Source organism: Streptomyces sp. NBC_00568, assembly GCF_026341855.1.
In the GTDB taxonomy this organism is placed as follows: Bacteria; Actinomycetota; Actinomycetes; order Streptomycetales; family Streptomycetaceae; genus Streptomyces.
Map to the genome: position 1 here is coordinate 4938619 of NZ_JAPENW010000001.1, position 22151 is coordinate 4960769.

At 73.1% G+C, this 22151-nt stretch carries 17 protein-coding genes, 1 other RNA gene and 2 pseudogenes; 11 read left to right on the forward strand and 9 right to left on the reverse strand.

What is annotated here, in order from left to right:
• Positions 1-1398: 1398 nt before the first annotated feature.
• Positions 1399-2442 (reverse strand): annotated as a pseudogene (locus OOK38_RS21405) (hypothetical protein); the annotation flags it as partial.
• Positions 2443-2686: 244 nt separating this feature from the next.
• Here OOK38_RS21405 and OOK38_RS21410 point away from each other — a divergent pair.
• The 3 genes from OOK38_RS21410 to OOK38_RS21420 are packed head-to-tail and all read left to right on the forward strand — an operon-like array spanning position 2687 to position 5799.
• Positions 2687-3538: a Nif3-like dinuclear metal center hexameric protein gene (locus tag OOK38_RS21410; RefSeq protein WP_266758145.1), complete on the forward strand. Its 852-nt coding sequence runs from the start codon at positions 2687-2689 to the stop codon at positions 3536-3538.
• On the forward strand, positions 3535-4278 hold the full coding sequence (locus OOK38_RS21415) for a zinc ribbon domain-containing protein (protein WP_266765659.1): 744 nt from the start codon (positions 3535-3537) through the stop codon (positions 4276-4278). The genes OOK38_RS21410 and OOK38_RS21415 overlap by 4 nt, the downstream gene beginning before the upstream one ends.
• Positions 4279-4290: 12 nt before the next feature.
• Positions 4291-5799, forward strand: coding sequence for a bifunctional RNase H/acid phosphatase (locus tag OOK38_RS21420; RefSeq protein ID WP_266758143.1), 1509 nt, complete (start codon positions 4291-4293; stop codon positions 5797-5799).
• Positions 5800-5811: 12 nt separating this feature from the next.
• On the opposite strand, the gene OOK38_RS21425 is transcribed toward OOK38_RS21420, so the two are convergent.
• Positions 5812-6612, reverse strand: a complete 801-nt coding sequence (locus OOK38_RS21425) for a helix-turn-helix domain-containing protein (RefSeq protein ID WP_266758141.1) — start codon at positions 6610-6612, stop codon at positions 5812-5814.
• Positions 6613-6831: 219 nt separating this feature from the next.
• Here OOK38_RS21425 and OOK38_RS21430 point away from each other — a divergent pair, with 219 nt between their 5' ends.
• Positions 6832-7848 (forward strand): NAD(P)-dependent alcohol dehydrogenase, encoded by a 1017-nt coding sequence (locus tag OOK38_RS21430; protein WP_266758139.1) that lies wholly within the window; start codon positions 6832-6834, stop codon positions 7846-7848.
• Positions 7849-7855: 7 nt separating this feature from the next.
• Here OOK38_RS21430 and eda read toward each other — a convergent pair whose 3' ends face one another.
• The gene (eda, locus tag OOK38_RS21435; RefSeq protein ID WP_266758137.1) at positions 7856-8500 is read right to left on the reverse strand and encodes a bifunctional 4-hydroxy-2-oxoglutarate aldolase/2-dehydro-3-deoxy-phosphogluconate aldolase; all 645 of its coding nucleotides are present in this window, start codon (positions 8498-8500) and stop codon (positions 7856-7858) included.
• 190 nt (positions 8501-8690) lie between these two features.
• Positions 8691-9491, reverse strand: coding sequence for a peroxide stress protein YaaA (yaaA, locus tag OOK38_RS21440; RefSeq protein WP_266758135.1), 801 nt, complete (start codon positions 9489-9491; stop codon positions 8691-8693).
• 271 nt (positions 9492-9762) lie between these two features.
• Here yaaA and OOK38_RS21445 point away from each other — a divergent pair, with 271 nt between their 5' ends.
• The 4 genes and pseudogenes from OOK38_RS21445 (at position 9763) to rnpB (ending at position 13753) form a co-directional block, all read left to right on the forward strand.
• Positions 9763-11196, forward strand: a complete 1434-nt coding sequence (locus tag OOK38_RS21445) for an RNB domain-containing ribonuclease (protein WP_266758133.1) — start codon at positions 9763-9765, stop codon at positions 11194-11196.
• A gap of 333 nt (positions 11197-11529) precedes the next feature.
• Positions 11530-12348, forward strand: coding sequence for an AraC family transcriptional regulator (locus OOK38_RS21450; RefSeq protein WP_266765658.1), 819 nt, complete (start codon positions 11530-11532; stop codon positions 12346-12348).
• A gap of 156 nt (positions 12349-12504) precedes the next feature.
• Positions 12505-13269, forward strand: a pseudogene (locus OOK38_RS34625) (DMT family transporter); the annotation flags it as partial.
• 70 nt (positions 13270-13339) lie between these two features.
• Positions 13340-13753: RNase P RNA component class A (gene rnpB / locus OOK38_RS21460), an RNA gene on the forward strand.
• 87 nt (positions 13754-13840) lie between these two features.
• Here the strand turns inward: rnpB and OOK38_RS21465 are convergent.
• The 3 genes from OOK38_RS21465 to OOK38_RS21475 form a co-directional block, all read right to left on the reverse strand.
• A complete protein-coding gene (locus OOK38_RS21465) occupies positions 13841-15193 on the reverse strand; it encodes a hypothetical protein (protein ID WP_266765657.1) in 1353 nt (450 codons plus the stop codon).
• Positions 15194-15378: 185 nt separating this feature from the next.
• Positions 15379-15714, reverse strand: coding sequence for a MazG-like family protein (locus tag OOK38_RS21470; RefSeq protein ID WP_266765656.1), 336 nt, complete (start codon positions 15712-15714; stop codon positions 15379-15381).
• Positions 15715-15884: 170 nt separating this feature from the next.
• Complete coding sequence (locus OOK38_RS21475) at positions 15885-16430, reverse strand: DoxX family protein (protein WP_266758129.1); 546 nt, start codon at positions 16428-16430, stop codon at positions 15885-15887.
• A 132-nt stretch (positions 16431-16562) separates the two neighbouring features.
• On the opposite strand from OOK38_RS21475, the gene OOK38_RS21480 reads away from it, so the two are divergent.
• Both OOK38_RS21480 and OOK38_RS21485 read left to right on the forward strand, forming a co-directional pair.
• Positions 16563-16889 (forward strand): nuclear transport factor 2 family protein, encoded by a 327-nt coding sequence (locus OOK38_RS21480; protein WP_266848682.1) that lies wholly within the window; start codon positions 16563-16565, stop codon positions 16887-16889.
• 131 nt (positions 16890-17020) lie between these two features.
• Entirely contained in the window at positions 17021-18013 is a 993-nt protein-coding gene (locus tag OOK38_RS21485; RefSeq protein WP_266758125.1) for an aldo/keto reductase, read from the forward strand.
• A 99-nt stretch (positions 18014-18112) separates the two neighbouring features.
• Here OOK38_RS21485 and OOK38_RS21490 read toward each other — a convergent pair whose 3' ends face one another.
• Together OOK38_RS21490 and OOK38_RS21495 are read right to left on the reverse strand one after the other, a co-directional pair.
• The gene (locus tag OOK38_RS21490) at positions 18113-18880 is read right to left on the reverse strand and encodes an ABC transporter ATP-binding protein (RefSeq protein WP_266758124.1); all 768 of its coding nucleotides are present in this window, start codon (positions 18878-18880) and stop codon (positions 18113-18115) included.
• 92 nt (positions 18881-18972) lie between these two features.
• Positions 18973-20442 carry an ABC transporter permease gene (locus OOK38_RS21495; RefSeq protein WP_266758122.1) on the reverse strand — a complete coding sequence of 490 codons (1470 nt, stop codon included), beginning with the start codon at positions 20440-20442 and terminating at the stop codon, positions 18973-18975.
• A gap of 361 nt (positions 20443-20803) precedes the next feature.
• Between OOK38_RS21495 and OOK38_RS21500 the strand changes: the two genes are divergently transcribed.
• Positions 20804-21988, forward strand: a complete 1185-nt coding sequence (locus OOK38_RS21500) for a D-alanyl-D-alanine carboxypeptidase family protein (protein WP_266758120.1) — start codon at positions 20804-20806, stop codon at positions 21986-21988.
• Positions 21989-22151 lie beyond the last annotated feature (163 nt).

A 22151-nucleotide genomic window follows, 5' to 3' on the forward strand; every position in this document is an offset into this window, starting at 1 on the left:
TTCCGACCCGTCCGTGATGGCGGCCGCTTCCGCACTCACGACCGGGGGAGCGGCTTCGTCCTCGGACGCCGGACCGGCCGACTGGAGCGGGCCTGTGTGGAGGGGCCTGCGGTGCGTCGGCGGGGTCCTCGGCCCGACGGGCTCCTGCTGCTCCGCGGGCGCCTGCGGGCCTGCGGGGGGCAGCGGGGCCCGCTCGGCGGGGAGCAGGGAAGCCTGCTCGGCGGGGAGCAGGGAAGCCCGCTCGGCGGGGAGCAAGGAAGCCCGCTCGGCGGGAAGCAGGGAGGCCCGCTCGGCGGGGAGCAGGGAAGCCCGCTCGGCGGGGAGCACGGAGGCTCGCTCGGCGGGAAGCAGGGAGGCCCGCTCGGTCTCGGCCCCGAACTCCGGGCCACTCGTCAAGGGCCTCAGGGCCACTTCGCCCCTGAACTCCCCGAAGGCCGAAGGTGCTTCGGCATGCGCGTTTCCGGCCCCGAGCCCCGTGCCGACGGGGAGTGCCGCACGGGTCCTGGTGCCGAGGCTCATGCCGGGCGGGGGTGTGTCGGCGACCTTGGTCCAGAGAGACGGCTCGGGCGTGGGCGGTTCGGTGATCTCGGTGGGGAGACTCCCGGCCGGTGCGACGGCTGCGACCGGCGGGAGTGGTTCGGAGCGCGCGGTCCTGTCGGCACCGGCACCGGCCGTGGTACCGGCACCGGTACCGGTGGTGGTACCGGTGGTGGCGTCGACGCCGGCATGGGCACCGAGCCTCGCGACGGGCGGGAGCGGTTCGGCTGTCTCGCTGGGATGGCCTGTGCCGGGCGGGAGTGGTTCGGCTGTCTCGGTGTGGTGCCCTGCGGCGGCCGGGAGTGCTCCACCGATCCTGGTGCCGAGGTTCATGCCGGGCGGGGGTGTATCGGCGACCTTGGTCCAGAGGGGCGGTTCGGGTGGGCGGGGTTCGCCGGCCGAGGTGTGGAGGCTCCCGACGGCTGGGCCCGCCGCGGCGGGCGGGAGTGGTTCGGCGGTGTCGGGGCCGATACGCACGACGGGCGGGAGCGGTTGGGCCGTTGCGTTGCCCGGGCCCCTGTCCGCCCGCCGCGCTTCGGCGGGTGCGGTCCTGGTGGTGAGGCTCGTCACCGTCGGCAGCGGCTCCGCGTCCCCGGGCGCGGGACCCGCACCGGTGCGCGCTGCCTCGGCGGCGCCGACGCCGAGGACCGCGTCGGTGCTCGGCGCCCCCGCCGTGTCCGTCCTCAGGGTCAGATGCGCCGAGGGCGTCCGGTCCGGGCCCGGTCTCGGGTCCGTCTGGTCGGGCGACGCGGTCGACCGGCCCTTCAGGGGCGCCTGCTGGAGGGGGACAGGGCGCGGCGAAGGGCGTCTCGGGGGAGCCGGATTTCCCAGGTCCGGCTCCCCCGCCCCGTCGGGTGCTTCCAGTCGTGCGACGCCGCACGGTACGACCCCCGTCGCGTACGGCAGTTGGAGCACCCCCTCGGTGGTCCACAGCCCGGTGCCGGGCAACCAGCCCTCGGGCGCCTGGCGATGGTGGATCCGGCGCTCGGACGGGCGCCACACGCCCACCCAGGTGCCGCCCGGCCCGTCGATGCGCAGGGCGACGGCGCAGGACTCCGGGGTCAGCACCTGTCCCGGCTGGATCGCGAACGGGGTGATCGAGCAGCCCGTAGCGCTCAGGCAGTCCGGGAAGCGGACGGGCAGGGTGCTCCCGAGCACGCCCCAGCCCAGACGTTCCCGGCCGGGGGACGGCGCGTCGGAACGGATGAGGAGAAGTCCGCTGTCCGCGTCCGCGAGAAGCAGCCGGTCGTTGCTGTGCTCGGCGATCTGGAGGAGCGGCGACACCTCTCCGCCGCGCTCCAGGTCGACGACCACGGTCTTGGTGCGGCCGTTCTGGAAGCGGTCCAGCGCGAGCAGGCGGCCCGTGCCGTCCAGCCACACCCCTCCCGAGCAGTGGCCCGGCACCTCGGCCAGGTGCTCGGGGCCGAAGGTGCCGCCCGTCACCAGCCACACCGCCGTGGATCCCCGGCCCACGGCGAGGGCGTACGCGCGCTCCCCGTCCGGCGCGGGCGGCAACAGCCGCAGCCGGGTGCCGGCGTCGGGGCACTCCACCGCGCCGAGCGGGAGCTCGCCGGTGCCGGGACCGGTCGGGTACAGGAGGGAGAACGCGTGCCGTCCGTCGGCCACGCGATGGATCAGCACCCGTCCGTCGGCCAGCGGCAGCACCTCGGTGCCGGGCTCCTCCGGCTGAGGGCCGGGCAGCGGCACGGCGTACGGCTCGGGGCCGTCCAGCGTCCAGCGCTCCGGGTACCAGGACTCGCCGTCGCGCGCGAGCCGCGCCCCGTAGGCGCCGTCGACGGTGATCACGCAGAGGGGACGGGCGGGCCACCGACTCGCGTCGTCGCCGTACTCGCCGCCGTTCTCGCGTTCGCTCTGCACCACGGGCTCCGTCGCACCGGCCGTCATCGTTCGGTCACCTCCGGCGACGAAGGTAGTTTTCGCACGCACAGACGTGGGACCGACGGGCTGCCGCTTCACACATAAGGGTGGCCATGTCGGGATTCGCCTGAGGGAACGGGGGCGGATGTGCTGAACGATGGTCGGGAGACCGGGCCGGCAGCGGCGGGAACGCGTCCGGTCCGCCGTCCGGGTGCCGGTCCCGTGGTCCGCGACCGGTCGGACCGGGACGTAAGCCAGGTAGCCTTTCCCCGTGCCCCGTCTGTCTGAAGTCATCGCCGCGCTCGACACCCTCTGGCCCCCGGAGCGGGCCGAGGGGTGGGACGCGGTCGGCACCGTCTGCGGCGACCCCGACCAGGAGGTCACGCGCGTTCTGTTCGCCGTCGACCCGGTCCAGGACATCGTCGACGAGGCGGTGAAACTGGACGCCGACCTGCTCGTCACCCACCACCCGCTCTATCTGCGCGGTACGACGACCGTCGCGGCCGGCACCTTCAAGGGCCGCGTCGTGCACACGCTGATCAAGAACGACATCGCGCTGCACGTCGCCCACACCAACGCCGACCGCGCCGACCCGGGAGTCAGCGACGCCCTGGCCGGGGCGCTGGACCTGCGCGTCGTACGGCCTCTCGTGCCGGACGCCACCGACCCCGAGGGGCGCCGAGGCCTCGGCCGCGTCTGTGAGCTGGACCACCCGCTGACCGTGCGCGAGCTGGCCGCACGGGTCGCCGAGCGGCTGCCCGCGACCGCGCAGGGCATCCGCGTCGCGGGCGACCCCGAGGCGCTGGTGCGCACCGTCGCGGTCAGCGGCGGCTCCGGGGACGGCCTCTTCGACGACGTGCGCGCCGCAGGCGTGGACGCCTTCCTCACCGCGGACCTGCGGCACCACCCGGTGTCCGAGGCCCGCGCCCACAGTCCTCTCGCGCTGCTCGACGCGGCGCACTGGGCCACCGAGTGGCCCTGGTGCGAGCTGGCAGCAGCCCAGCTCGACGAGATCTCCGACCGGAAGGGATGGGGACTGCGCGTCCACGTCTCCCGGACGGTCACCGACCCCTGGACCGCCCACGCGGCCTCACGCAACGACACATCAGGAGCCCCCAACTGAACGCCGCGCCCGCCGACCAGATCCGACTTCTCGACGTCCAGGCCCTCGACGCACGCCTGCAGCAGCTCGCGCACCAGCGGAGGTCGCTGCCCGAGCACGCCGAGATCGAGTCGCTGAACAAGGACCTCACCCAGCTGCGCGACCTGCTCGTCGCCGCGCAGACCGAGGAGAGCGACTGCGCCCGCGAGCAGACCAAGGCCGAGCAGGACGTCGACCAGGTGCGTCAGCGCGCCGTCCGCGACCAGCAGCGCCTCGACTCGGGTGCCGTCACCTCGCCCAAGGACCTGGAGAACCTCCAGCGCGAGATCGTCTCCCTCGCCAAGCGCCAGGGTGACCTGGAGGACGTCGTCCTCGAGGTCATGGAGCGCCGCGAGTCCGCCCAGGAGCGGGTCGCCGAGCTCACCGAGCGCGACGCCTCCGTCCAGGCGAAGATCGACGACGCGACCGGGCGTCGTGACGCCGCCTTCGAGCAGTTCGACGGCGAGGCAGCCACGCTCACCAAGGAGCGCGAGGTCATCGCCGCCTCGGTGCCCGCCGATCTCCTCAAGCTCTACGACAAGCTGCGCCACCAGCAGGGTGGCGTCGGCGCCGCCCGGCTCTACCAGCGCCGCTGCGAGGGCTGCCGCCTGGAGCTCAACATCACCGAGGTGAACGACGTGAAGGCGGCCTCCCCCGACACCGTGCTGCGCTGCGAGAACTGCCACCGCATCCTCGTGCGTACGTCCGAGTCCGGCCTGTAGGGAGTTCGGCGCGTGCGGGAGTTCATCGTCGAGGCCGACGGAGGTTCCCGGGGCAACCCGGGGCCCGCGGGCTACGGCTCCGTGGTCATCGACGCGGCCACGGGGGAGACGCTGGTGGAGCGCGCCGAGTACATCGGTATCGCCACCAACAACGTCGCGGAGTACCGGGGCCTGGTCGCCGGGCTGCAGGCGGCCCGCGACCTCGACGCGACCGCACGGGTCCGGGTCCGGATGGACTCCAAGCTCGTCGTCGAGCAGATGTCCGGACGCTGGAAGATCAAGCACCCGGACATGAAGCCCCTGGCGGCGGAAGCCGCCCGCGTCCTCCCGCCCTCCCAGGTCACCTACGAGTGGATGCCGCGCGAGCAGAACAAGCACGCGGACCGGCTGGCCAACGAGGCGATGGACGCCGGTAAGCGCGGCGAGGCGTGGTCGCCGTCGGCGTCGACGGCGGAACTGGACGCCCGGGCGGCACGCTCCGCGGCGCCCGAGCCGACGGGCCCACCCGGCGACGCGAAGGCGGGCGCGGCGAAGGCACGTGCGGCACTGTCCGCCCGCGGCGACGCGGCGCCCCGGGAGGGGCGCGAGGAACGGCGCGACCAGCCCCTGGCGAGCGGCACTCGGACGGCGGCCACGGGTCTCACCCCGTCATCCGGCGGCGAAGCCGCGAGGCCGACGAGCGACGCGGCGCCCGGGGAGGGGCGCGGGGAACGGCGCGACCAGCCCCTGGCGGGTGGCACTCGGACGGCGGCCATGGGCCTCACCCGGTCATCCGGCGGCGAAGCCGCGAAAACGGCGAACGACGGCCGGGTCGAGGGAACGGCGGACGACAGGCGGGCCGCGCGGAACGTGGCCACCACCGCCCCGACGACCGGCTGGGGCACCGCCCCCGACATGGGCGCGCCCGCCACCTTCGTACTCCTGCGGCACGGCGAGACCCCGCTGACGCCGCAGAAGCGGTTCTCGGGCAGCGGCGGCAGCGATCCGTCCCTGTCCGACGTGGGCCGGGAGCAGGCGGAGCGGGTCGCCGCCGCGCTGGCGGCACGCGGCACCATCCAGGCGATCGTGGCCTCCCCGCTGGCCCGGACCCGGGAGACCGCGGGGGCCGTCGCCGACCGGCTCGGCCTCGAGGTCGTCGTCGAGGACGGCCTGTGCGAGACGGACTTCGGTGCCTGGGAGGGGCTGACCTTCGCCGAGGTGCGCGAGCGCCACCCGGAGGACCTGAACACGTGGCTCGCCTCACCGGAGGCCGAACCGACCGGCGGCGGCGAGAGCTTCGCCGCGACAGCCCACCGCATGGCGGCCACCCGCGACAAGCTGATCGCCTCTTATGCGGGCCGCACGGTCCTGCTCGTCACCCATGTCACCCCGATCAAGACCCTCGTACGACTGGCGCTCGGCGCCCCGCCGGAGTCCCTGTTCCGGATGGAACTGTCGGCGGCGTCGCTCTCGGCGGTGGCGTACTACGCGGACGGCAACGCGAGCGTCCGGCTGTTCAACGACACGTCTCATCTGCGCTGAGCGGCACGGTGGTCAGCCGCGCCGGGCCGCACGGTCGCGCAGGATCCCGGCGGTCTCCCGGTCCGCCGGGAGGAACGCCTCCAGATGGAGCTCGGCGAGCGTGACGTCCACCGCCGTCGCGAACGATGTGAGTGTGGTGAGCAGCCTCAACTCGCCCTCCGGGCACCGCAGTCGCAGCGGCACGGCGAAGCCGAGGAAGTCCGCGCCGGGCTCGCTCGGCGGCACATACTCCGCCAACTCCTGCACCAGCGCGTCGAGATGCGGATCGGGGCTGCGGACGGACCGGGCCCGCAGGTTCTCCACGATGTGCCGGCCCCAGGCGTCCAGGTTCACCACGCGTGACGCCATCCCGCGCGGATGCAGGGCCAGCCGCAGTACGTTAACCGGCGGTGCCAGCAGCTCGGGAGCGGCCCCCTCGGCCAGGACGTCGAACGCCGCGTTGGCCGCGACGAGTTCACCGCGCGGCCCCGCCACCACCGCCGGATACGGCAGATGCCCTTCGAGGATGCTGTCCAGCGCCTCCCGTACGGGCTTCAGCGCGGCCGCGTCGAGCGGCGACTCGGTGAACGCGGGAGCGTAACCGGCCGCCAGGAGAAGCGTGTTGCGCTCCCGCAGGGTCAGGCCCAGTGACTCGGCGAGCCTGATCACGATCTCCCTGCCGGGCACCGAACGCCCGCGCTCGATGAAGCTGACGTACCGCTGTGTCGTGCCCGCCCGGGAGGCGAGCTCCAGCTGGCTCACCCGGCGCGCGTGCCGCCAGCGCAGCAGCTCCCGGGCGAAGGGCGGGGGTTCGGTGGAGATACCGCTCGTCATGGGATCAGTTGTACGTCATGGGGAGGACGGCGGAGCGGGAGCGGGAGCGGGCGCCACCCGATCCCCGACCGGGTGCCCGGCCCCCGTGCCGCCCGGCCCGTACGGCTGCCCCGGCCCGTGCCGCTGCCCCGGCCCGTCATACCTCGCCGGGAATTGAGGCGGACGCCCGTCCCGAACAGCATGGACGCATCCACTCAGGAGCCCACTCAGGGAGCGGACATGCGCGCCTACCACCTCGAAACGCTCGGCACCGTCGACGGGATCGTCCCGCGCGAGTCGGCCCGGCCCGAACCGGGGCCCCACGAGATCCTCGTCCGTGTCCGGGCCGTCTCCCTCAACAAGCGCGATCTGCTGATCCTGAAGGGGACCTACCCGCTGAAGGCCGTACCGGACGTGATCCCGGTGAGCGACGGAGCGGGGGAGGTCGTCGCGGTGGGAGCGGGGGTGACCCGGTTCGGGGTGGGCGACCGCGTGGCGGGCACGTACTTCCCGAACTGGCTGGACGGCCGGATCACCCCGGCCCTGTTCGACCAGCCCGGCGCCACCCTCGACGGCATGCTGACCGAGTACGCCTGCCTGAGCCAGGAGGCCGCGGTCCGGGTTCCGGACCATCTGACCTGGGAGGAGGCGGCCTGTCTGCCCTGCGTCGGGGTGACCGCCTGGCAGTCCCTGACGGGCGGCGAGCCGCTCACCCCCGGCCGGACCGTGCTCACCCTCGGCACCGGCGCGCTGTCCCTCTTCGTCGTGCAGTTCGCCAAGACGATGGGCGCCGAGGTCATCGTGACGACATCGAGCGCGGTCAGGGCGGACCGCCTGAAGGCGCTCGGCGCGGACCACGTCGTCAACTACGCCGAGAACCCTGAATGGGGACTCGCCGTCAGGGAGTTGACCGGTGGGCACGGTGCCGATCTGGTCGTCGAGACCAACGGGCCCGACACCATCGAGCAGTCGATGCGGGCGGCCGCCCTCTACGGCCAGATCGTGCTGCTGATCACCGGCAACCCGCGCAGGCACGGTATCGAGATCTCCAACGCGGCCTACGCGGCGAGTCTGGCCACGATCCGCCGGGTGTTCGTTGGCAGCCGCGCCCACTTCGAGTCCATGAACAGGGCGCTGGAGCTGCACGGGACCCGCCCGGTCGTGGACCGCGTGTTCGGTTTCGACGAGGTGCGGGAGGCGTTCCGCTATTACGAGAGCGGCGTGGCCTTCGGCAAGGTGGTCGTCCGCGTGGGCTGAGCGGGGGCTACCGGCGCAGCGCCGACGCCTCCCGCGCCAGTTCCTCCACCCGGCGCCAGTCCCGCGCGGCGATCGCGTCGGCCGGGAGCATCCAACTGCCGCCCACGCAGCCCACGTTGGGGAGTGCGAGGTAGTCCGGCGCGCACTCGGGGCCGATGCCGCCCGTCGGGCAGAACCGTGCCTGGGGGAGCGGCCCGGCGAGCGACTTCAGGTACGCCGTGCCGCCCGCCGCCTGTGCGGGGAAGAACTTCATCTCACGCACCCCCCGCTCCAGCAGCGCCACCACCTCCGAGGTGGTCGACACCCCCGGCAGGAACGGCACCCCGGACGCCTTCATCGCGTCGAGCAGCACGTCCGTCCAGCCGGGGCTGACCAGGAAGCGGGCCCCCGCCGCGACGGAATCCGCCACATGCTCCGGTGTCAGCACCGTGCCGGCGCCCACCACCGCGTCCGGCACCTCCGTCGCGATGGCCCGGATCGCTTCGAGCGCGGCCGGGGTCCGCAGCGTCACCTCGATCGCGGGCAGCCCGCCGGCGACCAGGGCCCGCGCCAACGGCACCGCGTCGGCGGCGTCCGCGACCACGACGACGGGGACGACGGGCGCGAGATCCAGGACGGAGGCATGCGGAGACGGGGGCAGCGGCGAGGTCATGCCCACATCCTGCCCGGGGTCTGCATCATGCGCAAAGACCGTTGCGCATGATGCAACGCTGTCGAAAGGGGGTGGCCGAAGGGGGTGGCCGAAGGGGGTTGTCAAAAGGGGGGTGGTCGAAAGGGGGGTGGTCGAAGGGGGGGGCGAAAGGGGGGTGGCCGAAAGGGAGTGTCCGAGCGTGGATCGCCGCTCAGTGGATCTCCTTCACCACCACGTCGAGCGCCCACGGCCTGCCCGCCCTGCCGGGGGCCTCCGCCTCCACGGCGTACCCGAGGTCCCGCAGCGCCTCCACCAGCTCCGCCGGGCTCTTCGGCGCCGCGCCCGCGGTGAGCAGGCTACGGACGATCTTGCCCTTGGTCGCCTTGTTGAAGTGGCTGACGACGGACCGTTTCTCGACCCCGTTCACCATCTGCGCGTGCAGCACCCGGACGGTCGCCGTCCGCCCAGCGACCTCCCCCTTGGGCTTCCACGCCGCCGTGTACGCCGAGGACCGCAGGTCCAGCACGAGCCCGTCTCCCGCGGCCTCGGGGAGGGCGGTCGCCATCGGCGTACGCCAGTGCGCGCCCAGCGCTCCGAGGCCGGGCAGCTTCACGCCCATCGAGCAGCGGTACGAGGGGATGCGGTCGGTCACCCGCACCGCGCCCCACAGTCCGGAGAAGACCAGCAGCGAGCGGCCCGCGCGCCGCTTCGCGGGGGTGTCCAGCGAGGCCAGGTCCAGGGAGTCGTACAGGACCCCCGTGTAGATCTCCCCGGCCGGGCGCGCGCCCGCGGTCCGCAGTTCCGTGTTCTTCGCGATCTCGCCGCGCAGACCCTCGCTCAGCCCGAGCACCTCGCGGGCCTTCTCCTCGTCGGCCGCGCACAGCTCGACCAGCTCGTCGAGGACCGCCTGGCGTGCCTCCGTGAGGCCGGGCAGGGACAGCGACTCCGTCTTGAGCGCGGTTCCCCGGCCGGAGGGGGCCTTGCCTTCGGAGGGCGGCAGCAGCACGAGCACGGTTGGTTCTCCTCACGGTGGATATGGCCCGGCGCCAGCCTACGGGGTGCGACCGGGGCGCTTTCGCCGTCCGGCCGGTCCCTACCGAGCCTCGCCGTCCGGCCGGTCCCCACCGGGCCCCAGGTGCCCGGCCGGAGCCACGTCCGGGCACCCCGCCGGGCAGCCGCACGCCGCCGGGCAGCCGCACGCCGGCGTACCGCCGCTCCCGCCCCCGGACCCCCGGCCGCCCGCTCGGCGTGCTCAACGGTTGCCCCCGGCCTACGCTCGATCCATGCCTCGCCGTCACGTCCGTGTCACCGGTGCACCGGAGGCTCCGCTGCGAGCCGCCCTCGGCGCTCTGCGGACCGAGCTCGGGGTGCCCGTGAGCTTCCCGGCCGAGGTCCTCGCGGAGGCCGGGAGGCCGCCCCGCCTGCCGTCGTACGACGCGACGGACATCCCCTTCTTCACCATCGACCCTCCGACGTCCGACGACCTCGACCAGGCGATGCACCTGTCGCGCCGCGAGCGGGGCGGCTACCGCGTCCGGTACGCCATCGCCGACGTCGCCGCCTTCGTGGCGCCCGGCGGAGCCCTGGACGCCGAGGCGCACCGACGCGTGATGACCCTCTACTTCCCGGACGGGAAGATCCCCGTCCACCCGCCCCGGCTCTCCGAGGGCTCCGCGAGCCTCCTCCCGGACCAGACCTGCCCGGCCGTCCTGTGGACGATCGACCTCGACGCGGACGGCCGTACGGAGACGACCGGAGTCCGCCGCGCCCTGGTCCGCAGCCGCGCCAAGCTGGACTACGCGCACGTGCAGCGGCAGATCGACGCGGGGACGGCGGAGGAACCGCTCGCCCTGCTCAAGGACGTCGGCACCCTGCGCGAGGGCCTGGAGATCGAGCGCGGCGGCATCTCGCTCAACGTGCCCGAGCAGGAGATCGTGGAGAAGGACGGGACGTACGAACTCGTCTACCGGGCCCCGCTGCCCGCCGACGGCTGGAACGCTCAGGTCTCCCTCCTCACCGGCATGGCGGCCGCCGACCTGATGCTCGCGCACGGCACGGGGGTGCTGCGGACGCTGCCCGCCGCGCCGGACGGGGCGGTCGGACGGCTGCGCCGCACCGCGCGGGCCCTGCACATCGACTGGCCGCACCACGTCTCGTACGCGCAGCTCGTCCGCTCCCTCGACCCGCACCGGCCGCACCACGCGGCCTTCCTCCTGGAGTGCACGACGCTGCTGCGCGGCGCCGGGTACACCGTCTTCCGGGACGGGGCGCTCCCCGAGGTCACCGCGCATGCCGCCGTCGCCGCGCCCTACGCCCACTGCACAGCCCCGCTGCGCCGGCTCGTCGACCGCTACAGCTCGGAGATCTGCCTCGCGGCCGCCGCCGGTGAGCCGACTCCCGACTGGGTCCTCGAGGCCCTCGACGCCCTGCCCAAGGAGATGGCGGAGGGCAGCCGGCGCGCGGGCACCGTCGAGCGCGAGTGCGTCGACATCGTGGAGGCCGCGCTGCTCAAGGACCGGGTCGGCGACCTCTTCGAGGCCTGCGTGGTGGACGTACAGGAGCACGAACCCACGGTCGGCACCGTGCAGTTGGAGTCCCCGGCGGTCTTCGCCCGGATCGCGGGCGGCACGACGGACCTGCCGCTGGGCGAACGCCTGCGGGTCCGGCTCACCCAGGCGGACCCCGGAACGGCGAAGGTAGAGTTCGCGCCTGCCTGAGCACGGCGACGAACCCGCCCGGTCCGTCGCCGAGTTCGCTTCCCTCCTCTCCCTGCCCCTTCCCTTCCTTTCCCTGCCTGCTCCCGCCTGCCTGCTCCCGCCTCCCCGCTCCCTCACCTCGACCGATCTCCCCGGCGCGGCATGGAAACGGGGGACACGCGTGTTGCCCTCGTAGCGGCGACCGGTGCCGCGGGAGAAGAGGTGGCGGCGGTGACACGGGCGACGGCGACTCCGGCCGGACCGGGAGACGCGATCACGGTGCTGAAGGGCGGGACGGCCGAGGTCGTACGGGGGACGGCGACCGCGGCCGTACGGCGTGGGCCGACGGCGGCCGTGAGGGAAGAGGCCCGTTGGACCCGGGCCACCCTCGGCCGGGACGGCCGGCCCCTGGACCTGCTGACCGCCCGCTTCGACCAGCACCGCTACGCACCGCACGCCCACGACGAGTTCACCATAGGCATCTGCGTCGGCGGCTCGGAGATCATCGACTACCGCGGCGGCCACATCCGGACCGGCCCGGGGTCCATCGTCGTGCTGGCCCCCGGCGAGATGCACACCGGCGGTCCCGCCGCCTGCGACGGCTACGCCTACCGGGCCCTGTACGCGGAGCCGTCCCTGCTCTCCGAGGCCGCCGTCGGCGGCCTCCCGCACTTCCGTGAACCCCTCCTCGACGACCCCGAACTCGCCGCCGCGTTGCGCTCCGCGCACACCGAACTGAGCGTCTGCCCCGACCCGCTGGAGGCCGAGTCCCGCTTCCCGTGGCTGCTGGCCGCGCTGGCCCGGCGCCACTCCACGGCCCGCCCCGACCGCGACGAGATCCCCGGCGCCGCACGTGTGGCCGACGCCGTACGGGACCGCCTGGCCGACGAACTCCAGGCCCCGCCCTCCCTCGCCTCCCTCGCCACGGACCTGGGCCTGTCCCGCTACCAGCTCCTGCGCGCCTTCCGTACGACCATGGGGATACCGCCGTACGCCTGGCTGGCCCAGCACCGGGTGCACCGGGCCCGCCGGCTCCTGGAGTCAGGACTGCGCCCCGCCGAGGTCGCCGGGCTCGTCGGCTTCGCGGACCAGGCGCATCTGACCCGCTGGTTCCGCCGCGTGCTGGGGGTGACACCGGCGGCGTACCGCGCGAGCGTCTTCCCGTCGCCGTAGCGCGGACCGGTCGTGCCGCCGCCCGGACCGGGCGGCCGTCGTAGCGCAACAGCGTTCAAGACGCCGCGCCGGGCGGCGGCCGAGACTGCCCCCATGACTGCACGCGGCTGGTTCCTGTTCTCCCTGATGGGAGTGGTCTGGGGCATCCCCTACCTGATGATCAAAGTGGCGGTGGACGAGCTGTCCCCGTCGGTGGTGGTGTTCACGCGCTGTCTGATCGGCGCCGCGCTGCTGCTGCCCTTCGCGATCCGTCAGGGCGGCCTGACCCGGACCGTACGGGCCCACTGGCGCCCGATGCTGGCCTTCGCGTGCATCGAGATCATGGTCCCCTGGTGGACCCTGACGGACGCCGAACGCCATCTGTCCAGCTCCACCGCGGGCCTGCTGATCGCCGGGGTGCCGATCATCGGCGTGGCCGCGGCCCGGCTCTTCGGCGACACGGAACGACTCGGCACCCGCCGTGTCGCGGGCCTCGCCCTCGGCCTGAGCGGTGTCGCCGTCCTCACGGCCCCGCATCTGACCGGCGGCGACGCCCGGTCGCTCGTCGAGGTGCTGCTCACGGTCGTCGGCTACGCCACCGCGCCGGTCATCGCCGCCCGCCACCTCAAGGACGTGCCGTCACTCCACCTCACGGCCCCCTGCCTGGCCCTGGCGGCGCTGGTCTACGCCCCCGCGGCGGTCGTCACCCGGCCGGACGCGATCCCTTCCGGACAGGTCCTGGCCGCCCTCGCGGGCCTGGGCGTCGTCTGCACGGCCGTCGCCTTCGTGGCCTTCCTGGAACTGATCAAGGAAGCGGGCCCGACCCGGGCGACGGTCATCACCTACGTCAACCCGGCGGTCGCGGTCGCCGCGGGCGCGGTGTTCCTGGACGAACGCCTGACCGCCGGCATCCTCGCCGCCTTCGCCCTCATCCTGGCGGGCTCGGTACTGGCCACGGCGACGGCCGGTCCTCGGCGGCGCCCCCGCCCGGTACCATGGTCGACACGGCAGACGAGCCGGGCGGACGGCCGCGTGGAGGTTCTTGTGGACCTTCCCGAGGAACGTCCGGGCTCCACAGGGCAGGGTGGTGGCTAACGGCCACCCGGGGTGACCCGCGGGACAGTGCCACAGAAAGTAGACCGCCGAGAACTCCGGTTCCCGGTAAGGGTGAAACGGTGGTGTAAGAGACCACCAGCGCCTGAGGCGACTCAGGCGGCTAGGTAAACCCCACCCGGAGCAAGGTCAAGAGGGGCCGCTTTCTCGGAAGAGAAGGTGGCCCTGCGCGGACGTTCGAGGGCTGCCCGCCCGAGTCCGCGGGTAGACCGCACGAGGCCGGCGGCAACGCCGGCCCTAGATGGATGGCCGTCTCCCCGGCCGCCGCGAGGCGACCGGGCGACAGAACCCGGCGTACAGCCCGACTCGTCTGCCATCAGGGCTCCGACCCGGTCCTACGACCTGGCCGGAGCCCTTCGGCATGTCCGGGAGCGCCGGGTGCCCTCGGGTTCCCGCAAGCTCAGTTCGTGACCGTGAACCAGGTGGCGCGGGACTTCTTCCACTCCGCGCGGGTGAGGTCCTTGGCCTCGGTGCCGTCGCCGTACAGGTCGGCGGAACCGTCGTCGGTGATCAGCTGGGCGCGGGCGCCGGACACCGTGAGGTCGGGGACGTCGACGATCGCCTCCCAGCCGCCGGGGTCCGAGGTGGGCAGGTCGAGGCGCTTGACCGGGGCGTGCCCCGCGACGCCGTCCCAGGAGTACAGGGCGTACGGGTCGGAGTTGTCGTCGGCGGCCCAGGAGCCGGCCACGATCAGGTACTGGTTCGACGCGTTCTTGCGGATGTCGCGGATCGCCAGGCCACCGAGGTCGAGTTCGACCGGCGTGCCGAAGGCGGCCGAGGTGCCGCTGCTCAGCACCTTGTCGAAGTTGGTGACCGGCACGATCAGAGCCTTGCCGCCGGGCACCGCGGGGGCGAGCGGCGCGCGGAACCCGAGGTAGGCCGTGGTCGTCGAGCCCGGCGCGAACTCCAGGCCCTCCACGTTGAACCCGTCGATCTGCTTGGGCACCTGCCCGTCCTCGGTGCCCGCCGCGAAGCCGTAGCGGTCGCCGTTCGCCTCGTCCCAGGCGACGAGATCGTCCCGCAGCTTCTTGTACGAACGGCCGTACGTCAGGGCGGTCGAGGCGCCGGAGCCGGTCACCGTGGTGGTGAAGACCGTGTTGCGGTCCGCCTTGTACTCGCCGTCCTTGTTGTTGCCGAGCGAACCCGTCCAGTAGACGGTGTCGCCGACACGGGTGGCGGCCTCGATGTCGATCTCCTTGGAGACGCCTGCCTTGGAGCCGAAGTCCCAGCTCTTGACCGGCGCGCCGGACGTCGAACGGTCGTACAGACGCAGGGTGTTGGACTCGTCGTCCGCGACGACCGTGTAGCCGCCGCCCACGTCGACGGCCGCCGAGGCGTCGCTGGAACCGGTGAAGTACCGGCTGTCGGAGGCCAGTTGGACGGCGGCCGACGCGGCGTAGTGCAGCGTCTTCGTGGCCGTCTGGCCGTCGACCCCGGTCACCTTCACGGTGAGGTCGGTGTAGCCCCGGCCGCGCGCGGCGACGGCGACCTTCCGGGTGGCGCCCGTGCCGGTGACGGTCACGTCGCCCGTGGTCGCCACCGCTGTCTTGCTGCTCTTGGTGACCGTGACGGTGAGCGCGCCGGCGTCGGCCCCGCTCTGCGCGACGGTCACGTTCACGGCCGGATCGGCGGTCGCGCCCACCGCGCCCGACAGATACGTGGCCGACAGCGAAAGGCTCGGCGTGCCGTAACTCGCCGCGTGTGCCTGGCTTCCCAGGCCCAGAGCCGCCAGGGTCAGCACGCCGGTGAGCATGGCTGCCGTCCTGCGGCCGGTGGGGAAAACGTAGTCCTGCACGGGGACCCTTTCGTCGGCTCTGCGTCGACGAGAAGGCTGAGCCGCGCCCGCCAACTCCAGGCCGCGAGGACACGTCCGCGGGGTGAACACTTCCGGTCGCCGCAGCCATGTTCGGGACCGGGGCCGTGGAGTCCCTTGCCTGGTCAGGTCGTTGGCGCCGTGCCGAGTGGGCGTTCGGCGACGGGCGCCGGGCCGAGCGAGCGGTCGGCCACGGACGTGAGGTGGGCCGTGAAGGCCTCGCGCGCGTCCGGCGCGAGGGTGCGCAGCGCCACCATCGCGGTGATCACGACATCGCACAGTTCCGCGCGGACGTCGTCCCAGGTGTGGCTCACGCCCTTGCGCGGGTTCTGGCCCGTCGCGCCGATCACCGCCTGCGCGACCTCGCCCACCTCCTCCGACAGCTTCAGCACGCGCAGCAGCAGGCCCTCCCGGCCGCGGTGCGGCTGGTTGGCGTCCAGCCAGGTGTGCAGTCCCTCGATCGTGTCCCAGACATCGTGACCGGGGGCCTTCGCGCCCGCGCCGACGGCGTTGTGCCCGGCAGGCTCGGCGGGCGCGCGCACCGCTCTGTCGGCGCCGGTGTGCCCGGCCGGATCGTGTGCGGTGTCGTCAGCCATGGACCGAGCCTCCCCAGCCGGCGGAGGGCCGACTCCTACTCGTCGAACAGGGCCTCCTGCTCGCCCTCCCGCGCCTTGCGCACCCGGTTGTTCCGGACGCCCACGACGACCGCCGTGACCGCCGCCGTGGTGCCGAGCGCGATCGGCACCATCCAGCCGCGGTTCACCGCGTGGCCCATCAGATGGTCGAGGGACAGCCGGCCGGGACCGGTCACCGCGAGGCCCGCCGCCGCCAGACCGAGGGACGCCGTGTACTCGTAACCACCGCTCTGCGCGAAGAACCCGTTCGGTACGTGCACGGCCGCCGCGCCCGCCATCGCACCGGCCGCCGCGGCGCCCGCCGCGGGCGTGGCGAGGCCCAGCGCCAGCAGGGTGCCACCGCCCGCCTCCGCGAGGCCCGCCGCCGTGGCGCTCGTCCTCCCGGGCGCATAGCCCATGGCCTCCATGGCGGCTCCGGTGCCCTCGATGCCGCCTCCGCCGAACCAGCCGAACAGCTTCTGCGCTCCGTGCGCGGCCAGCACGCCGCCCGTGCTCAGACGGAGCAGCAGCAGTCCCAGATCACGCCGGTCGATACAGGTCACGGTGACTCCCAGTGCAGACAGCGGCAACGGTTCCCTCCCGGGTCTCCACCGTCGCACCGAACGGACGGGTCCGGTGCACCCGCGCCGCCGTTCGGGTGGCGGGTGCGGGGGACCGGTGTGAGTCTGGCTCCCATGACGATTCAGGTAGCGAAACTCAGCGACCCGGCCGTCCGGGCCTTCGTCACCGCGGTGAACGCCCATGACCGGGATGCCTTCGAGGCGCTTCTCGCGCCCTCCGCCACCATGTCGGACGACGGCTCCGACCGTGACCTCGACGACTGGACCGACCGGGAGATCTTCTCCTCCCGCGGCCACATGGAGGTCGACAACGAGTCCGACGGCGGGCGTTCCCTCCTCGTGCGGTACCGCAACGACACCTGGGGCGAGATGAAGACGAAGTGGAGCTTCACCGTCGACGACGGCGGCCGGATCAGCCGCTTCGAGACCGGCCAGGCGTAGCCGCCCGTCGGCGGTTCGACGGTTCGGCGGCGAGCCGGCGAGGTTCGAGACCGAGTCGCGAGGCGTGACCGCCAGGTCCCGGCCCCGCGGTCTTGCCTTCGCGCGCGCTCCAACTCCTAGGGTGCGCGGGCATGGAGAGCTTCGGGAACAGGACCCTGGGAAACAGCGGGATCGACGTCAGCGCCCTCGGCTTCGGCTGCTGGGCCATCGGCGGTGAGTGGTCGGCGCCGGACGGGCAGCCGCTGGGCTGGGGCAAGGTCGACGACGAGGAGTCCGTACGGGCCGTCCGGCGCGCCCTCGACCTCGGCGTGACGTTCTTCGACACGGCGGACGCTTACGGCGCCGGGCACAGCGAGCGCGTACTCGCGCGGGCGCTCGGCAAGCGGCGGGCCGATGTCGTCGTCGCCACCAAGTGGGGCAATGTCATCGACGAGGAACGGCGGCTGCTCACCGGCAGCGACGACTCCCCGGCGTACGCCCGCCGCGCGCTCACCGCCTCGCTGCGGCGCCTGGACACCGACTGGGTCGACCTCTACCAGCTGCACCTCTCAGACGCGGACCCGGAGCGCGCCGCCGAACTCCGCGACACCTGCGAGGAGTTCGTACGGGAGGGGCTGATCCGGGCGTACGCGTGGAGCACTGACGACCCCGCACGGGCGGCGGTCTTCGCGGCGGGCGAGCACTGCGCGGCGGTGCAGCACCGGCTGAACATCCTGCAGGACGCGCCCGAACTCGTCGCCCTCTGCGAGGAGTCGGGGCTCGCGAGCGTCAACCGCTCCCCGCTGGCCATGGGGTTGCTGACCGGCGGGCACGCGGCGGGACGTGCCCTCGAAGCGGGGGACATCCGCAACGCGCCGCCCGCCTGGCTGCAGGGCTTCACCACGGAGGGCGGCGCCGACCCGGAGTGGCTCGCCCGGGTGGAGGCCCTCAAGGAGATCCTGACCAGCGGCGGACGCACCCTGGCGCAGGGCGCCCTCGCCTGGCTGTGGGCCCGCAGCCCGCGCACCGTGCCGATCCCGGGCTTCCGCTCGGTCGCCCAGGCCGAGGAGAACGCGGGCGCGATCGCCAAGGGGCCGCTCACCGCGGCGCAGTTGACCGAGGTCGACGGCGTGCTCGGACGGTGAGCGGCCCGGGACGCGCGCGTGGACGCGTGCGGGGCGAGAACGGATGCGCGAACCGATGCGCGAACCGGGGCGCGAACGGGGAACGGGGCCGCCGTGGGGTCAGTAGCCCTGAGCGGCGCCGTACTGCTGCTGCGCGTACTGCTGCCGCCCGGACAGGTGGTCCGCCTGCTGAGGGGCGGCACGGCGGGCGCCGCCCTGCTCGGTCAGGGTGATCAGCCCGGCCTTGATGGTCGCGAGGCGCGGTGCGCGGCGGGCGATGGACGAGTCGTGGGTGACCATGATGAAGGTCAGCCCGTACTCGTGCCACAGCCCTTCGAGCAGGCCCATGATGTCGTCGCGGGTGCCTTCGTCGAGGTTGCCGGTGGGCTCGTCCGCGAGCAGCACCTTCGGCTTCTTGACCAGCGCCCGGGCGATGGCGACCCGCTGCTGCTGACCGCCGGACAGCTCGGTCGGGACGTGCGTGAGCCGTTCGCCGAGGCCCACCGAGCGGAGGGCTTCGGCGGCCCGCTCGCGCCGCTCGGCGGGCTTGACGCCGAGCGGGACGAGGGCGGTCTCGACGTTCTCCTGCGCGGTCAGCGTGGGGATGAGGTTGAACGACTGGAAGATGATGCCGATCTTCTCGGCCCGCAGCCGGGTCAGCTTGGCCTCGCTGATGGAGGCGAGGTCCACGCCGTCCAGCTCGACGCTGCCGGAGGTCGGCCGGTCGAGTCCGCCGATCATCTGGAGCAGCGTCGACTTGCCGCCGCCGGTGGGGCCCTGGATGACGAGCTGGTCGCCGTCCTCGATGGCGAGGTCGACGCCGCGCAGCGCCTCGACCGTCTCCTTGCCCCGCGTGTAGCGCTTGGTGACGCCGGTGAGCTTGTACATGAGGTTTCTCCGAGGATGAAGGGGGTGGGGCGCCGCGGCCCGGGGGGAGCGGACACGGCGCCCCGGCTCAAGGGGTGTGGCCCGGGGGCGGGTTACGAGACGCTGCGGAGCGCGTCGGCCGGACGCATCCGGGAGGCACGCCAGCCGCCCATGGCGCCGGCGATCAGACCGCCCGTGATGGCCAGGCCCGCGGCGAGCGCGATGGTGGTCACCGAGACCGGCGCGGTGAGCGCGATGTCGATGGTGTTCTTGGCCGCGGAGGCCGCCTGGCCGCCGGGACCGCCACCGCCGGGACCGCCGCCCATGCCGCCACCGCCGCCGGTGGAGCCGAGCTCCGCCGTCAGCTTCGGGCTGATCGCGGTGACGGCGTAGGCCGCGCCGAGACCGAGGGCGATGCCGAGCGCGCCGCCGAGCAGGCCGTTGACGATGGACTCGCCGACGACCTGGCGGGTGACCTTGCGGGACGGCCAGCCGAGCGCCTTGAGGGTGCCGAACTCGCGCACCCGGCGGGAGACGGCGGAGGAGGTGAGCAGCGCCGCGACCAGGAACGCGGCGACGAGGACCGCGACGGAGAGCCACTTGCCGACGCTCGTCGCGAGGTTCGAGGCGGTGGACAGCGAGCCGGAGACGGTGTCCGCGAGGTCGGCGGAGGTGGTGACGGTCGTCCCGGAGATGTTCTTCTGGATGGCCGCCTTGACCGTGTCGATCTGCTTGGAGTCGGTCGCCTTGACGTAGATCGTGGTGACCTTGTTCTTCGCGTCGCCGAGCGTCTGGGCCTGCTTCAGCGGCAGGTAGACGTCGGTGGCCGACTCGCTGCTGTCGGGCGTCGCGATGCCGATGACCGTGTACTTCGTGCCGGAGATCTTGAAGGTCTCGCCGACCTTGTACTTGTTCTCCTTGGCGTACGACTTGCTGAGCACCGCGACCTTCGCGCCGGTCTGCGCGGCCGTGAACGTCCTGCCTGTGGTGATCTTCGAGGTGGCCAGCGGGCCGAGGTCCTGGTGGGCCACGTCGACGCCCGCGACGGAGTAGGAGTTCACGTCGAAGGAGGCGCCGCCGCCCTGCACCTGCGGCGCACCCGTGCTGCCGCCGTTCTGGCCGCCGGGGCCGCCCTGCTGGCCGGAGCCCGAGGTGGAGGACTTCGCCTTGCCCTGGGTGAAGGAGCCGTCGACCTTGGTGACGTTCAGGCTGAGCGCGCCCACCGCGCTCGACACGCCCTGCTGTGCCGCGACCTCGGTGACGAGCGAGGACTTCAGGGACTGCCCGCCCTGGGTCATCACGCGGTCCGAGCTCTGGGTCTTGCTGCTGTCCGACTTGGCGTCGAAGTCGAACTTCGGCCGTCCGGAGGAGTTGCCCGTCGGTGCCGTCTGGGCCTTGGTGACCGTCATGTCGGTGCCGAGCCCGTACAGCGACTTCAGGACCTTGTCCTGTGCCTGCTGCATGCCGGCCGACACCGAGCTGACGGTGATGACCAGCGCGATACCGAGCGCCAGACCCAGGGCGATCACCAGCGCCGCCTTCTTGCGCCGGCTCAGCTCACGCTTGAGATAGATGCCAAACATCCCGTTCCTCAAAGGTTCTTGGCGCCCCTGTGGGCGCGGCCACAAGCTATGAAGGAACCTTTGAGCCGGGCTGAGTAAGAGATGTGTGAGGGCTGAGAATCCGGACGCCGGAATCAATATTGCGTCAGACAGCCCATTCCTAGGCTTTCAAGGGCTCACTGCCAGGAAACGCCTGTTGAGTGGCCCTCGGTGAAGACCGGCGGGCCCGTTCTCCGAGCGTCTCCCGGTGGGACGGTGGAGGGTGCGAAGGGGGCCGGGCCCGCCCCTTCGCGCGCTGCTTTGCCGCCGCTTGGGAATCGGCGTTCCTTCTCTTTATCACCCCGCTGTCGGGCGTCCCGGACGGACTTTGTACGGTCCCGGGATGCGTGATTCTTCCGGGCTCTCCCGCCGTGCCGCTCTGGGCCTCGCCGCCGCCGTCCCCCTCGCCGCCGCGACGGCCACGACCGCCTCCGCCGCGACGACGATCGGCGGGCCGCGACTGGCCCGCGCCGGGGTCCAGGCGAGCCGTGCGTCGGGCCTGCCCAAGCGGCTCACCGCCCGTGCCTGGCTGGTCGCGGATCACACGAGCGGTGAGGTGCTCGCCTCGTACAACGCGCACCGGCGGCTCGCGCCCGCCTCCACCCTGAAGATGCTCTTCGCGGACACCGTGCTGAAGAAGTTCGAGCGCACCCGGACGTACAAGGTGACCGACGCCGACCTTGCCGACGTCCCCGCGGGCTCCAGTCTGGTCGGGGTGAAGCCCGGCATCACGTACACCGTCGAGCAGCTGTGGCAGGGCGTCTTCCTGCGCTCCGGCAACGACGCGGTGCACGTGCTCAGCCACATGAACGGCGGCGTCGCGGCGACGGTCGCCGAGATGCAGGCCCTGGCGAAGGACATGCAGGCCCTGGACACGCGGGTGGTCAGCCCCGACGGCTTCGACCACAAGGGCCAGTTGTCGTCCGCGTACGACCTGACGCTCTTCGCACGGCACGGCCTGGCGAGCGCCGACTTCCGCGGCTACTGCTCGACGAAGACCGCGGACTTCCCGGCCGGAGGCAAGAAGACCTTCCAGATCCAGAACACCGACCGCCTGCTCACGGGCGCGTGGGGCCTGGAGACGTACGACGGCCTGATAGGCGTGAAGAACGGTTACACCAGCCATGCCGGCAACACCTTCACGGGTGCCGCGACCCGGGGCGGACGGACCCTCCTCGTGACAGTGATGCACCCGAAGAGCGGTGGCAACGGCGTCTACGAGGAGACGGCCCGACTGCTCGACTGGGGGTTCGGGAAGGCGGCGGACGCCGAGCCGGTCGGCACGCTGGTCGATCCGCTCAGTGAGGGCGGCGCGAGCGCGGCGCCCACGCGGAAGGCGGCGAAGGGCGCCGGGGGAGCTCCGGCTGCGGACGCGAAGGCGGACGCGGGCGGACCGTCGTGGGGGCTCATCGGCGGGGCCGGGGGAGCGGTCGCGCTCCTCGCGGGCGGCGCGCTGGCGCTGCGCAACCGCGGGCGCGGGTCCGCGGGGGAACCGGCCGAGGCGGAGGGCCGCCGTCGGAGCCGATGACGGGGGCAGCCGCGCCGCGGTCCGGTGCACACCTCACGTCCCGCGCGAGGTCCGCCCCCACCCGGGCCGCGGAGCGACTGCCACCTCCCCCCTCGGTGTGGACCGTGGTCGAACCGAAGTCTTGTGCTTCAAGTGTGAAGTTCTGATGGGGGAGATGCTGAGC

Bases quoted from the DNA above. Each gene is read 5' to 3' on its own strand.
- OOK38_RS21425 (WP_266758141.1), bottom strand. From the start codon at position 6,612: ATGACGAGCGGTATCTCCACCGAACCCCCGCCCTTCGCCCGGGAGCTG.
- OOK38_RS21430 (WP_266758139.1), top strand. From the start codon at position 6,832: ATGCGCGCCTACCACCTCGAAACGCTCGGCACCGTCGACGGGATCGTC.
- eda (WP_266758137.1), bottom strand. From the start codon at position 8,500: ATGACCTCGCCGCTGCCCCCGTCTCCGCATGCCTCCGTCCTGGATCTC.
- OOK38_RS21445 (WP_266758133.1), top strand. From the start codon at position 9,763: ATGCCTCGCCGTCACGTCCGTGTCACCGGTGCACCGGAGGCTCCGCTG.
- OOK38_RS21465 (WP_266765657.1), bottom strand. From the start codon at position 15,193: ATGCTCACCGGCGTGCTGACCCTGGCGGCTCTGGGCCTGGGAAGCCAG.
- OOK38_RS21480 (WP_266848682.1), top strand. From the start codon at position 16,563: ATGACGATTCAGGTAGCGAAACTCAGCGACCCGGCCGTCCGGGCCTTC.
- OOK38_RS21485 (WP_266758125.1), top strand. From the start codon at position 17,021: ATGGAGAGCTTCGGGAACAGGACCCTGGGAAACAGCGGGATCGACGTC.
- OOK38_RS21490 (WP_266758124.1), bottom strand. From the start codon at position 18,880: ATGTACAAGCTCACCGGCGTCACCAAGCGCTACACGCGGGGCAAGGAG.
- OOK38_RS21495 (WP_266758122.1), bottom strand. From the start codon at position 20,442: ATGTTTGGCATCTATCTCAAGCGTGAGCTGAGCCGGCGCAAGAAGGCG.
- OOK38_RS21500 (WP_266758120.1), top strand. From the start codon at position 20,804: ATGCGTGATTCTTCCGGGCTCTCCCGCCGTGCCGCTCTGGGCCTCGCC.